We start from the raw sequence: 13,143 nt of genomic DNA on the forward strand, positions 1-13,143 counted from the left end.
GGCCGTGAAGCCGGTTCCGTTTTTCTTTGAAAGACGCGGCCTGCGCCGTCTTGACCCTTTCCACACGCGCGCGCTTGCCCTACAAGGCGCGCAATCTCGGCCCACTTGGACACAGGACAGAAGATGCAAGAGCCCGCCATCACACCCGATCTGATTGCAGCACATGGGCTCAAGCCCGAGGAATACGATATGATCCTCGAGATCATCGGGCGTGAACCGACCTTTACCGAGCTTGGTATTTTCTCGGCTATGTGGAACGAACATTGTTCTTACAAGTCGTCGAAGAAATGGTTGCGCACTCTTCCGACCTCGGGGCCTCAGGTCATTTGCGGCCCGGGCGAGAATGCCGGTGTCGTGGATATCGGCGACGGACAGGCAGTGGTTTTCAAGATGGAAAGTCACAATCACCCGTCTTACATCGAACCCTACCAGGGTGCGGCAACGGGTGTCGGCGGCATCCTTCGGGACGTGTTCACCATGGGTGCGCGCCCGATCGCTTCGATGAACGCGCTGTCCTTCGGTGAACCCGGCCACCACAAAACCCGCCAGCTGGTCAACGGCGTGGTCGAAGGTATTGGCGGCTATGGCAACTGTTTCGGTGTTCCCTGCGTAGGGGGCGAGGTCCGCTTTCACCTCGCTTACAACGGCAACTGCCTTGTGAACGCCTTTGCCGCCGGTTTGGCCGACAGTGACAAGATCTTCTACTCTGCCGCGTCGGGCGTGGGCATGCCGGTTGTCTATCTTGGCGCCAAGACCGGACGCGACGGTGTTGGCGGCGCAACGATGGCCTCGGCCGAGTTTGACGATACCATCGAGGAAAAACGCCCCACTGTTCAGGTGGGTGATCCCTTCACCGAAAAACGCCTGATGGAAGCGACGCTGGAGCTGATGCAGACCGGTGCCGTGATCTCGATCCAGGACATGGGTGCCGCTGGCCTGACCTGTTCCGCGGTTGAGATGGGCGACAAGGGCGGTCTGGGCGTGCGTCTGGATCTGGAAAACGTCCCCCAGCGCGAAGAGAACATGACAGCCTATGAAATGATGCTGTCCGAATCTCAGGAACGCATGCTGATGGTTCTCAAACCCGAGCTTGAAGCCGAAGCCCGCGCCGTATTCGAGAAATGGGACCTGGACTTTGCCATCGTCGGCGAAACGATTGCCGAGGACCGTTTCCTGATCATGCATAACGGTGAGGTCAAGGCCGATCTCGTCCTGTCCAAACTGTCTTCGACCGCGCCCGAATATGATCGCCCTTGGGTGCCGACGCCCGAAGCCGAGGACCTGGCCGAAGTGCCTCAGATCGACCCGATTGACGGCCTGCGCGCCCTGCTATCGTCGCCCAACTACGCGGGCAAGCAGTGGGTTTATGAGCAGTACGACACGATGGTGATGGCGGATACAAACCGAACACCGGGCCTGGGTGCGGGTATGGTGCGCGTCCACGGCACCGACAAGGTGCTGGCGTTTACCTCTGATGTGACCCCGCGCTACGTCCGCGCCAACCCGGTTGAGGGCGGCAAACAGGCGGTGGCCGAAGCCTACCGCAACCTGACGGCTGTTGGGGCCAAACCACTGGCCACAACAGACAACCTGAACTTCGGCAACCCGGAAAAGCCCGAAATCATGGGTCAGTTTGTCGGCGCCATTCAGGGCATCGGCGCCGCAGTCGGCGCGCTGGATATGCCGATCGTGTCAGGCAACGTGTCACTGTATAATGAAACCGACGGTCAGGCGATCCTGCCCACCCCCACAATTGGCGCTGTCGGGCTGCTGAACCACAGTGATGAAATCATCGGCAACGAGGTGCGCGAAGGCCACGTGGCTTTGGTTATCGGCGAAACCAAAGGCCATCTGGGTCAGTCCGCCCTTCTGGCCGAGGTCTTCAACCGAGAAGATGGCGACGCGCCACATGTGAATCTGGATGCCGAGAAACGCAATGGTGATTTCATTCGCGCCAATCGAGGAATGATCAAGGCCTGCACAGACCTGAGTGATGGCGGCCTTGCGCTTGCGGCCTTCGAACTGGCCGAGGCCGCCGGGGTTGGCGTTTGTCTCGATGATGCACCGACGGAATTCCTGTTCGGGGAAGATCAGGCACGGTATCTGGTCGCGTGCAACTTTGATCAGGCCGAGGCGTTGATGATCGCGGCAGGTCAGGCAGGTGTGCCGCTGGTCTCTGTAGGTCGTTTTACTGGAGATACCGTCAGGATCGGCGGTTCGGAGGCCTCGCTAGAAGACCTGACGACCGTTTTCCGCAACAGCTTTGCCGACGCCGTCGCCTGATCAGGCTGAATAAATCTCGCTCGAAACCTGCGTTCTGAATAAGCGCAGGTTTCGTCGTTTTGGCATATTCATGTGCCCTTGCGCGCCCGGTTCAGGCGCTCTACATCTTTGGAAAGACCTTCAGGAGTTACCTACATGCCGATGAGCGCCCATCAAATCGAACACCTGCTGCGAGAATCTTTTCCTGATGCGGATATTCAGGTCGGCGGCAACGACGGTGTTCATATGTCCGCCCTGGTGGTGGACGAAAGCTTTCGCGGCAAAAACCGGGTGCAGCAGCAACGCGCGGTTTACGCGGCCCTGAAGGGCAAGATGGATGGCCCGGATGGAGAGCTGCACGCACTGGCGTTGACGACGAAAGTGCCTGAATAGTGGACGAACCGATAGGATGGGCTCTACTGAGACTAACCTTTCTGTTCTTAGACATTTTCAACTCCTTGGCGATCCTGTTTTGTGATCTGCCAAAGCTTCTTAAGTATGGGCCCAGATATTGGCGCGTCACAAGGAATATGAGACAGCGTAAACTCACACGGCGCAAAGATTGAGAGCGCCCAATTATGAATGGCTTGTTGTTCTGGATAGGTTTATTCGCAGCTTTGATAGTTGCCGCCGCAGTGATCGAAGCCTATGTGAAGCGGAACAGAAAACGCAACCTCGCCGATATGCGTCCGGATCCGGGTGAACTCAGCAAAGTGGGCGGCCTTGAGAGATACGGGCTTGATCCAGTGAAAATGGCGCAGGCAGAACACCGGCGACTTGAAACGGAAGGATGGGCACCCAGCTTGCCCAGTGATGGAACAATCCCCGCAGATGCGGATGAAAAGGAAAAACAAAATGACCGACGTTAAGACCCAGATCGACGAAACCGTCAAAGCCAACGATGTGGTGCTGTATATGAAAGGCACCAAGGAAATGCCGCAATGCGGGTTCTCCTCGCGCGTGGCTGGGGTGTTGAACTACATGGGCGTTGAATACACGGATGTGAACGTTCTGGCCGACGAAGAAATGCGTCAGGGGATCAAGGATTATTCCGATTGGCCGACCGTGCCCCAGCTTTATGTCAAAGGCGAGTTTGTTGGCGGCTGCGATATCATCACCGAGATGACCCTTTCGGGCGAACTGGACGCGTTGTTCGACGAAAACAACGTCGGCTACAACAAGGAAGCAGCCGACAAAATCCGCGAAGCGAACGCGTAATCCGGCCTACCGGCTGGAACAACCCCGGTATATCTCCTGCTCAACGGCGGCGCCTGCCGCCAAATAGCTTACGGACGCGTCCCACCCTTTCGAGCGCAGGATGTATGTCCCGCCATCACCAATGGATTCGTAGCGGATACCTGACCCGCTTTCGACCTGACGCATCACAACCAGTGAGTTGTCCACCAAGGTTGCCGCTGCCCCTGTACTACCCGGCGCGTTGAAATAGGTAACAGGCAGCGGTATTCCGTTTTCACAGGTGAAGGTGACAGACAGAATATCGATTTCGGCCAGTGCCGTTGTCGCGGGCATAACCAGCGCCGCCGCACAGATGAATTTGCGCAGGAACCTCATCGTGCCTTTTTCTCCTCAACTACTGCGGCCAGCGCTTCGGCTCGTGCGGCCAGTTCGGCCAGCGTATCTGTAACGGATGGTGGAACCACGGCCACTTCGATGCGCTCAGGTTCGGGCGCCGGGGCGCTTCGCAGCGCCTGAAGCTCGGCTTCGGCTTCGGCCAGTTTCCCTTCGAGCGACTTGACCTTGTCCTCTGTGGCCGCAGTCTTGTCGGCCAGCATCAAGCCGGCCATCAGCAACATGCGGGATTCCGGCATACGACCGATCTGATCGGACAGCACCTGCGCCTCGTCGTCCAACACTTTGGCGGCAGCGTGCAGAAAGGGCTCTTCCCCGTCCCGGCAGGACACGTCAAAACCGCGCCCGCCGATATGAATGGTCACTTCGGGCATTACTCTACCTCACCTTCTACAAGTTTCGCCTGCGACAGCAGAGGTTCCAACCTTGCAAGAACGGCCTGCGCTTCGGCGGCGTCTGACGCTTGCGCTGCACGCGTTGCTTCCAGTTCCGCGACGGTGGCCCGGTTCAGCAGTTCGGCATCTGCGACACCTTCGGCGGCGGCAGCGCGCAACTCGTCTATCGCAGTGCGCAATTGCTCGTTTGCCTTGCGCATCCGTTGCAGATCGTCGTCCAGCCGCGACATTGCAGCGCCGTGACTGGTCCGTTCAGCGCGCAGCATCTCAAGCTCGGCGCTCAGGTCGTCGACGCGGACAGTGTCTGACAGTTCTTCCTTTAGACGGCTGTTTTCCGCCTTCAGCGCCTCCAGCTCGGTGCTGTTGTCCAATGCGGCCTTGGCTTCGGCCAATTCAGCGCGCGCGGCTTCGACCGATGCGATTTTCGCACGGGCTTCTTCCAACTCGGATCGCAGGGCGTCCACTTCGGCTGTATCGGTAGACGCAGTACGCAACTCCTCAAGATCGGCACGCAACCCGTCCACTTCCTGTTCGTGCTGCTCCTTCAGGGATTTCAGCCTTTCCTGAAGCTGCGCGTTCGCAACTCTTTCATCTTCAAGTGCCGCCTTGACACCTTCATCCGGCTGGGCGTCTGCGGTCGCGCCGCCCAATGCGTCGACGCCCGCTCCGATACGGTCCATCGCCGCAATTATGCGGTGCTGTAATTCCTCAAGTTGGCTCATGCCCCTGTCACCTCTTTATCAAGGTTCATTCTGTCGCGAAGTGATCCGAATCAAAATCGAATCCCGCCTGCCGCCAGTCTAACGGAATGCGACAGAAAATACCCACTGTTTGCTTTCAACCACTTGGGCCGCGCACTTCAAGCAATCCAAGCGGATAAACCCCGGTTCTGCTTGCACTTTGAGTGCTGAGTGGTATTGAGCCCGCAATCTGCTTTTTATCCAAAGGAACAACGCCCGTGGACCTGACTGCGCTGCGCAAAGCCAACCCCGAACACTGGGACAAAGCTGCGGCCATCCGCACATTGACCCTTGATGCCGTCGCCGCTGCAAACTCCGGACATTCCGGTATGCCCATGGGCATGGCGGATGTCGCGACCGTCCTGTTCGAAAAGCACCTGAAGTTTGACGCCTCGGCCCCGAACTGGCCGGATCGCGATCGCTTCATCCTGTCCGCAGGCCATGGTTCGATGCTGGTTTATTCGTTGCTGTACCTGACAGGATATGCAGATGTGACGCTGGAGGAGATCAAGAATTTCCGCCAGCTGGGCGCAAAAACCGCAGGCCACCCTGAAAACTTTCTGGTCACTGGTGTTGAAACCACGACCGGACCGCTGGGTCAGGGTATTTCGAACGCCGTGGGCTTTGCGATGGCCGAAGAAATACAGCGCGCGCATTATGGCAAGAAGGTTGTTGACCACTATACCTATGTCATCGCAGGCGACGGTTGCCTTATGGAAGGCGTAAGCCAGGAGGCAATCACGCTGGCCGGTCGTCACGAGCTGAGCAAGCTGATCGTCTTCTGGGACAACAACAACATCACCATCGACGGCACCGTCGATATCGCTGACCGCACCGATCAGGTTCGTCGCTTTGCGGCCTCGGGCTGGCATGTGATCGAAATCGATGGTCATGATCCCAAGGCCGTCGACGCGGCCATCGTTCAGGCGAAGAAGTCGAACAAGCCGACCATGATTGCGTGTAAAACCCACATTGCTTTGGGCCACGCGGCGCAGGACACGTCAAAGGGGCACGGCGCGCTGACCGATGCGGATCAGCTGAAGGACGCCAAAAAGGCCTATGGCTGGGCGCATGATGCGTTTGACGTGCCTGCCAATGTCAAATCCGCATGGGAAGCCATCGGATCGCGTGGCGCTGCCGAGCGTGCGGAATGGGAAGCGCGTTTTGCACAACTGTCCGAGCGCAAGCAGGCTGAGTTCACCCGCGCCTATGCGTTCGAGGCCCCCAAACGTCTGGCCGGAGCCATTCGCGCTTTCAAAAAACAGATGTCCGAAGATCAGCCGAAACTGGCCACCCGCGCCTCGTCAGAAAAGGTCCTGAATGTTGTGAACCCGATCATGACCGAAACCGTTGGTGGTTCGGCGGACCTGACCGGATCGAACAACACCAAATCGGCCGATATGGGTGTATTCCTGCCGGAAAATCGCAAGGGCCGTTACATCCACTACGGTATCCGTGAACACGGCATGGCGGCGGCGATGAACGGTATGGCCCTGCATGGTGGTATCCGTCCCTATGGCGGCACGTTCATGGCCTTCACAGATTATGCCCGCCCGTCCATGCGCCTGGCGGCACTGATGAAGATCCCGTCTGTCTTCGTAATGACTCATGACTCGATCGGTCTGGGCGAGGACGGCCCGACCCACCAGCCGGTGGAACACCTAGCGATTTCGCGCGCAACACCCAACACTTTTGTGTTCCGCCCCGCTGACACCATTGAAACCGCCGAGGCATGGGAACTGGCGCTGACCTTCAAGGACAGCCCGTCGGTCCTTTCGCTGACCCGTCAGGGTGTTCCAACGGTACGTACCGAGCACAAGACCAAGAACCTGACCGCGCAGGGTGCTTACGTTCTGGCCGAAGCAGAAGGCAAGCGTCAGGCGATCCTGATTGCCACAGGTTCCGAAGTGTCGCTGGCCATGGAAGCCAAAGCGATGCTCGAAGCCGAGGGCATCGGCACCCGCGTCGTCTCGATGCCCTGCATGGAGCTGTTCGCGCAGCAGGACGAAGCCTACCGCAAGCGCGTCCTTCCGGCAGGTCCGGTCCGCGTTGGCATCGAGGCTGCGGTTCGTGCTGGTGGTTGGGATCGTTGGTTGCTGGGTGAACGTGGCCGCGAAGCCAAAGCCGGGTTCATCGGCATGTCCAGCTTTGGTGCCTCGGCCCCTGCCGGTGAGTTGTACAAGCATTTCGGCATAACCGTCGAAGCAACCGTGGCCAAGGTCAAGGAATTGTTGGGGCTGTAAATCAGTCCCATCTGATCGAGCAAAGGGCGGCCTTGGCCGCCCTTTTCATTTGGGTTCAGCCTTAACCCGAAGTGCAAGTTCTTCATAGGCTTTCAGAGCGTAATCCAACCGCAACTCATACTGTCCTTGCACCACCACTTTCTCAGGTGCTTGCAGGCCGAGGCAAGACAACGCTTGGCGAAGATGTGTTCCAGACAGCGGGACATAATTAGCCGATTGACCCACTAAAGCGTTGTAAAAGCGTCCCCCGAACCAACGGCTACGCTCCTGCGCCCTGAAAGCGGAATCAACACGAAAATGCAAGAAACTGAGAAGCTCGGATTCATCGAATGGGACTTCGTCGGCCGCAACACTCAAAGCAGAAATAATTGAGGATCTGCCGTTTAAGCCGCGCGTGCCCACTTTTCGAATAAGCGGGCCATCGATGGTCGTGCCCAGACGGTAACGGGTCAATTCAGTGTTTCGCATTCTTACTTAACAGTGGTGCTATGATCCGGGTCGCAACAGGGATCAAAACCAATCCCCAAGCCAAACCAAATACGCCATCCATCGTGGCCTTGGATACCCACTCAACCGCGCCAACCCATTGATCAGACACAGTATGCCCAATGGCATAGGCCCAATCATGGATATGATGGCCCAACCATCCAAAGCCCAACACCTCCATCCCGTGGATGACAATCGAGCCTCCGACCCAAAGCATCGCCGCAGTTCCGACAATGGACAATGTTTTCATCACCCCGGGCATTGCCTTGACCAACCCTCGGCCCAAACCGCGACCGATAGGTGTCGGCGCGTTCTGCGCCAGATAAAGCCCAGCATCATCCATCTTCACGATCAGAGCCACCGACCCATAGACGGCCACCGTCACGCCGATCCCCACAACGGCCAGCGTCGCGGCTTGCATCCAAAGGTTCGGGGCTTCAATCGCCGCCAGTGCAATGGTCATAATCTCGGCAGACAGAATAAAATCAGTTTTGATCGCGCCCTTGACCTTCTGTTCTTCCAGATGGCCAGGGTCCCGGTTTTTCATATCCTCTTCAATGACATGGCTACCATGAGGAAACAGGACGTGAAAAATCTTCTCTGCGCCTTCAAAACACAAATATGATCCACCCAGCATCAACAGTGGGGTGATCAGCCACGGGGCGAAATTGGCCAGCAACAAGGCCACCGGCAACAGGAGTATGATTTTGTTGAAAACCGAACCGCGCGCGATGCGCCAGATGATCGGCAATTCGCGCGCCGGGGCAAAGCCCTGAACGTATTTCGGTGTCACTGCGGCGTCGTCGATGATCACTCCCGCAGTCTTGGCCCCAGCCTTGCCCGCCGCAGCCACGACATCATCCACCGATGTCGCCGCAACCTTGGCGATCCCGGCCACATCGTCCAACAAGGCCAAAAGACCACTCATTGCGTTTCCTTTCCCTTTCGCTGCCGCATCTGGACCCTACCTGATCCAACGGCTAGCGCAAGCGTTAGCGCAACCGTCGCAGGTTTGCGCTAACACCTTAAAAATATGCCGTTTTTGCCCTTTTGAGATTCCCATTTCGCCGCTATATGGCCCTCAACGCAAGCGCATCAGGAGACGTCACATGACCATCAAGGTCGGTATCAATGGTTTTGGCCGTATTGGCCGCTGCACCCTGTCGCACATCGCCGCGTCAGGGCGTAACGACATCGAAGTGATCAAAGTCAACGCAACCGGCCCATTGGAAACCTCTGCACATCTGCTGAAATATGACAGCGTTCACGGGCGGTTCCCGCGCGAAGTTTCGATCGAAGGCAACACGATGGATCTGGGTCGTGGCCCGATGCAGATGTTTTCGACCTACGATATGAATGAACTGGACTGGGAAGGCTGTGACGTCGTTCTGGAGTGCACCGGTAAATTCAATGACGGCACCAAGGCCAAAACACATCTGGATCGCGGTGCGGGCAAGGTGCTGCTGTCCGCCCCCGGCAAGAACGTGAACAAAACCATCGTTTTTGGTGTGAACCACAACACCCTGACCGCAAACGACAACATGGTGTCGAACGGCTCCTGCACCACCAACTGCCTGGCCCCACTGGCCAAGGTGCTGGACGAAGGTGTCGGCATTGAACACGGTATCATGACCACCATTCACGCCTATACCGGAGACCAGCCCACGCTGGACCGTCGTCACAGTGACCTCTATCGCGCCCGCGCTGCCGCGATGTCGATGATCCCGACCTCAACCGGTGCTGCCAAAGCTTTGGGTGAAGTTCTGCCAAACCTGAAAGGCCGCCTGGACGGGTCCGCCATCCGGGTCCCTACCCCGAACGTTTCTGCGGTTGACCTGACCTTCCGCGCATCGCGTGACACCTCGGTGGCCGAGATCAACGCAATCGTCGAAGAAGCAGCCAAAGGCCCGATGCAGCGTGTTCTGGGATATGAGCCCGCACCGCTGGTATCAACCGATTTCAACCACACCGAAGAAAGCTCGATCTTCGCACCCGATCAGACCCGCGTCGTCGATGATCGCATGGTGCGCGTGCTGGCCTGGTATGACAACGAATGGGGTTTCTCGGTTCGCATGGCAGACGTAGCCGTCGCCATGGGTCGCCTTAACTGACCCTTCGGACTTCGCTTGTACCTTGATGCCCGCTCAGGTTATCTGGGCGGGCATTTTCGTTCGGAACCGTCATGAACAATCAAATTGCTATCTGGCTTGGCGTCCTACTGCTTGGGGGCATGATGCTGGACGTAGCCTTGTATGGAACCGAGCACATGTTGTTCCTCGGCAAGAATCTTTACGACTTTCTGGACTGGCTCGCTTTTTGGCGATGAGAGAGGTTTTTCTTGACATTTCGCTTGATCTGTAATTGTTAGCGCTAACTCATAAAGCTGAGATATTTTATGGAGCGAGCCATGACCCTGAAACTAGCGATCAACGGATTTGGACGGATCGGGCGCGGGGTTCTGCGCGCGGTGTTGGAAAGCGGGCGTACAGACGTTGAGATCGTCGCGATCAACGACTTGGGCAAGCCCGACATGAACGCGCATCTGTTCGAATTTGACAGCGTTCATGGCCGTTATCCCAACCCTGTCACGCTTACAGACGCCGGTCTGGATGTGGGGCGCGGCCCGATCCGCCTGAGCAGTGAGCGTAATCCCGAAGACCTGCCCTGGTCTGACATCGACGTTGTTCTGGAATGCACCGGTGTTTTCCGCACGCGCGAAGCGGCTGAACGTCACTTCAAAAACGGTTCACGGAAAGTCCTGATCTCAGCCCCTGCACGAGGTGACGGTGGCGTGAAAACCATCGTCTTTGGCGTCAACGACAGCGAGTTGACGCCCGAAGATCTGATCGTTTCGAACGCATCCTGCACCACGAATTGCCTTTCTCCGGTTGCCGCAGCTCTGGACGCAGGTCTTGGCATCAAACATGGCAACATGACCACCGTTCACGCCTATACCGCCAGCCAGCCTGTTCATGACACAGTTGGAAAAGACCCCTACCTGTCGCGCGCCGCTGGACTGTCGATGATCCCCACCACGACCGGTGCAGCCGCCGCTGTGGGGCTGGTGCTGCCGCAACTCAAGGGCAAACTGACGGGTCAGGCCATCCGGGTACCCACCCCGAACGTTTCGGTCGTTGATCTGGTTGCCGAGGTTTCACGCCCAACGACCGAAGATGAGGTCAATCAACTGTTCATTGATGCCGCGGCAAAGATCCCCGGTGTTCTGGCGGCGGAAAGCCGTCCTCTGGTGTCGGTCGATTTCAACCACGACTCGCACAGCTCGACGGTGTCACTGGCAGAAACCAAAGTCACTGACGGTACGCTGGTTCGCGTGCTGGCCTGGTATGACAACGAATGGGGCTTTTCGAACCGGATGCTGGATACGGCCGCCGCGATGGGCGCCCTAGCCTAACCGCTCACGCAGTGCGGCATTGACACGGGGCGTGACAAACTTTGACACGTCCCCGTTCAAACGGGCAATTTCTTTCACCAGTTTTGAAGCAATCGCCTGATGGCGTGCCTCGGCCATCAAAAAGACAGTCTCGATCGAGTCGTCCAGTGCGCGGTTCATACCAACCATCTGGAATTCATACTCGAAATCCGCGACAGCGCGCAAACCGCGCACGATGATCTGTGCACCGACATCCCTTGCGCAATCGATCAGTAGGTTTTCGAAGGGATGAGCGATGATTTCTGTGCCGGTTTGTTCGGTCAGTTCGGCGCATTCGGCCTCGATCATCGCGACGCGCTCTTCCATCGAGAACAACGGGCCTTTGTCCCGGTTGATGGCGACGCCAATGACCAGTTTATCCACCAATGCAGCCGCCCGGCGAATGATATCGATGTGCCCTATGGTGATAGGGTCAAAGGTTCCCGGATACAAACCAACCCGCATCACGCCCTCCTGCGCAACAAAATTTCTGCGCAAGCAAACACAACTTTGCTGCAGGTGCAAGTGATTGCTTTGACACCCCTTGCTGTTAGTGCCCCATTATCATGCCTTCCAAGGCGTCTTTTTCCATCGCCAGTTCGGCCAGCTGGGCTTTTACCACGTCACCAAGTGTGACGATGCCGATCAGTTTACCGTCTTCGACAACCGGCATATGGCGAAAGCGCCCTTCTGTCATGCGGGCCATGATATCCTGAACAGAGGCCTGACGCGTCGTCGTGATCAGGTCCTGCGTCATGTAAGATTTTACAGGCTGGTCGAGACAGCCACTACCGCTGGCGGCAAGCTCGCGGACGATGTCGCGTTCAGACAGAATTCCAATTGCGGTTTTTCCGCCATCGTCAGAAACAACAACCGTCCCGATCCGCTTTTCCGCAAGAATCTTCGAGGCTTCTGAAACTGTCGCCGTTGGCGCCACCGTTACAACGCCGTCTGTCGCTTTGGACGTCAGGATAGCCTGTACCAACATGAAGAACTCCTCCGGAATAATAACACTTATTCCAAAGCGTTGCGCGATTGTGGCGACCTGTCAAGCACCGGCATCTGCTTCCAATCGAAGCACTTCCTCGCGAATGCCGCGTGTCAGGGCATCGGCAAAGCGGTTCAACCGTTCGTTGCGCTGATCTCCTTCATGCCGGACCAGATAGAAACTGCGCGTCAGACTCACTTGATCCGTCAGGATTTTCCGAAGCCCCGGATGGAAAGGCAACGTAAAGTCATGTGCCACACAAACGCCAGTTCCCAAACTGACCTGCCGCAATTGCACCGAGACCGAGTTCGATGCAAGCGCGACACGGTCAACCCCAATATCGTTCAGGTAATCCAGTTCCCGGTCAAAGATCATGTCGGGGATATAACCGATCAACCGGTGCCCCTTGAGGTCAGCGACCGAGTGGATTGGATCGTGACGTTTCAGATATTCGTCGGTCGCGACCATGTGCAGTTTGTAATCACTGACTTTCTTGACCAAAAGCTGCCCTGCGGTTGGCGCGCTGACGGTCACGGCCATATCGGCCTCGCGCCTTGAAAGGTTGATCACCCTCGGCAGAGCCAGAATCTGAATATCCAGTTCCGGGTTTGAATCGCTGATCCTGGCACAGACTTGGGGCAACAGGTAATTTGCGCTGCCATCTGGCGCGCCGATCCGGATTTGCCCGCTGAGTGATTTCGTGGATCCGGCCACAGCTCCGGCCGCTGCGCGCATCGCCTCTTCCGCATGCAACCCATGTTCCAACAGGCGCTGCCCTGCCGGTGTCAGGACATAGCCCTGCTGCGACTTGGTGAACAACGTGGAATCCAGCGTCGTCTCCAATCGCGCAACACGCCGCCCTACCGTAGCGGGATCGATTTTCAGGATACGACCTGCGGAAGAAAGACTTTCCTCGCGCGCCACGGCCAGAAAGATCCGCATATCATCCCAGTTTGGGGTCATACCGTTAACCTTTGCATTTTTGCAAAACTCTTTTGAGACATTGCCT

Annotated in this window: 16 protein-coding genes; 8 read left to right on the forward strand and 8 right to left on the reverse strand. The window is 57.3% G+C overall.

Translation table 11 applies throughout. From position 1 onward, the window contains the following. Positions 1 to 123: 123 nt before the first annotated feature. From purL to grxD, 4 genes are all read left to right on the forward strand, one after another. Complete coding sequence (purL, locus tag I9188_RS03415; protein ID WP_209504029.1) at positions 124 to 2,283, forward strand: phosphoribosylformylglycinamidine synthase subunit PurL; 2,160 nt, start codon at positions 124 to 126, stop codon at positions 2,281 to 2,283. Between the two features lie 135 nt (positions 2,284 to 2,418). Further along, entirely contained in the window at positions 2,419 to 2,655 is a 237-nt protein-coding gene (locus tag I9188_RS03420; RefSeq protein WP_209504030.1) for a BolA/IbaG family iron-sulfur metabolism protein, read from the forward strand. Positions 2,656 to 2,840: 185 nt separating this feature from the next. Next, positions 2,841 to 3,131: a hypothetical protein gene (locus I9188_RS03425; protein ID WP_209599560.1), complete on the forward strand. Its 291-nt coding sequence runs from the start codon at positions 2,841 to 2,843 to the stop codon at positions 3,129 to 3,131. Next, positions 3,118 to 3,480: a Grx4 family monothiol glutaredoxin gene (gene grxD / locus I9188_RS03430; RefSeq protein WP_209504032.1), complete on the forward strand. Its 363-nt coding sequence runs from the start codon at positions 3,118 to 3,120 to the stop codon at positions 3,478 to 3,480. The genes I9188_RS03425 and grxD overlap by 14 nt, the downstream gene beginning before the upstream one ends. A 6-nt stretch (positions 3,481 to 3,486) precedes the next feature. On the opposite strand, the gene I9188_RS03435 is transcribed toward grxD, so the two are convergent. The 3 genes from I9188_RS03435 to I9188_RS03445 are packed head-to-tail and all read right to left on the reverse strand — an operon-like array spanning position 3,487 to position 4,969. After that, positions 3,487 to 3,834: an MliC family protein gene (locus I9188_RS03435; RefSeq protein WP_209504033.1), complete on the reverse strand. Its 348-nt coding sequence runs from the start codon at positions 3,832 to 3,834 to the stop codon at positions 3,487 to 3,489. Next, on the reverse strand, positions 3,831 to 4,226 hold the full coding sequence (locus I9188_RS03440; protein WP_209504034.1) for a cell division protein ZapA: 396 nt from the start codon (positions 4,224 to 4,226) through the stop codon (positions 3,831 to 3,833). Before I9188_RS03440 ends, I9188_RS03435 begins: the two co-directional genes overlap by 4 nt. Beyond that, positions 4,226 to 4,969, reverse strand: a complete 744-nt coding sequence (locus I9188_RS03445) for a hypothetical protein (RefSeq protein WP_209504035.1) — start codon at positions 4,967 to 4,969, stop codon at positions 4,226 to 4,228. Before I9188_RS03445 ends, I9188_RS03440 begins: the two co-directional genes overlap by 1 nt. Positions 4,970 to 5,205: 236 nt before the next feature. Here I9188_RS03445 and tkt point away from each other — a divergent pair, with 236 nt between their 5' ends. After that, on the forward strand, positions 5,206 to 7,230 hold the full coding sequence (tkt, locus tag I9188_RS03450) for a transketolase (protein ID WP_209504036.1): 2,025 nt from the start codon (positions 5,206 to 5,208) through the stop codon (positions 7,228 to 7,230). A gap of 45 nt (positions 7,231 to 7,275) precedes the next feature. Here tkt and I9188_RS03455 read toward each other — a convergent pair whose 3' ends face one another. Together I9188_RS03455 and I9188_RS03460 are read right to left on the reverse strand one after the other, a co-directional pair. Continuing rightward, complete coding sequence (locus I9188_RS03455; protein ID WP_209599561.1) at positions 7,276 to 7,698, reverse strand: hypothetical protein; 423 nt, start codon at positions 7,696 to 7,698, stop codon at positions 7,276 to 7,278. Continuing rightward, on the reverse strand, positions 7,685 to 8,644 hold the full coding sequence (locus tag I9188_RS03460) for a DUF808 domain-containing protein (protein ID WP_209504038.1): 960 nt from the start codon (positions 8,642 to 8,644) through the stop codon (positions 7,685 to 7,687). The genes I9188_RS03455 and I9188_RS03460 overlap by 14 nt, the downstream gene beginning before the upstream one ends. Positions 8,645 to 8,825: 181 nt before the next feature. Between I9188_RS03460 and gap (I9188_RS03465) the strand changes: the two genes are divergently transcribed. The 3 genes from gap (I9188_RS03465) to gap (I9188_RS03475) all read left to right on the forward strand — a co-directional run bounded on the left by gap (I9188_RS03465) (position 8,826) and on the right by gap (I9188_RS03475) (position 11,128). After that, complete coding sequence (gene gap, locus I9188_RS03465; RefSeq protein WP_209504039.1) at positions 8,826 to 9,827, forward strand: type I glyceraldehyde-3-phosphate dehydrogenase; 1,002 nt, start codon at positions 8,826 to 8,828, stop codon at positions 9,825 to 9,827. 71 nt (positions 9,828 to 9,898) lie between these two features. Then, positions 9,899 to 10,042 (forward strand): hypothetical protein, encoded by a 144-nt coding sequence (locus I9188_RS03470; protein ID WP_209599562.1) that lies wholly within the window; start codon positions 9,899 to 9,901, stop codon positions 10,040 to 10,042. A gap of 81 nt (positions 10,043 to 10,123) precedes the next feature. After that, entirely contained in the window at positions 10,124 to 11,128 is a 1,005-nt protein-coding gene (gene gap / locus I9188_RS03475; protein WP_209504040.1) for a type I glyceraldehyde-3-phosphate dehydrogenase, read from the forward strand. On the opposite strand, the gene coaD is transcribed toward gap (I9188_RS03475), so the two are convergent. The 3 genes from coaD to I9188_RS03490 form a co-directional block, all read right to left on the reverse strand. Next, positions 11,120 to 11,611 (reverse strand): pantetheine-phosphate adenylyltransferase, encoded by a 492-nt coding sequence (gene coaD, locus I9188_RS03480; protein WP_209504041.1) that lies wholly within the window; start codon positions 11,609 to 11,611, stop codon positions 11,120 to 11,122. The genes gap (I9188_RS03475) and coaD overlap by 9 nt on opposite strands. Before the next feature lie 85 nt (positions 11,612 to 11,696). After that, positions 11,697 to 12,134: a CBS domain-containing protein gene (locus I9188_RS03485; RefSeq protein ID WP_209504042.1), complete on the reverse strand. Its 438-nt coding sequence runs from the start codon at positions 12,132 to 12,134 to the stop codon at positions 11,697 to 11,699. Between the two features lie 60 nt (positions 12,135 to 12,194). Then, positions 12,195 to 13,097 (reverse strand): LysR family transcriptional regulator, encoded by a 903-nt coding sequence (locus I9188_RS03490; protein WP_209504043.1) that lies wholly within the window; start codon positions 13,095 to 13,097, stop codon positions 12,195 to 12,197. Positions 13,098 to 13,143: the final 46 nt, after the last annotated feature.

Origin of the sequence: Ruegeria sp. HKCCSA071 (assembly GCF_017872555.1) — a bacterium.
GTDB lineage: Bacteria > Pseudomonadota > Alphaproteobacteria > Rhodobacterales > Rhodobacteraceae > Ruegeria.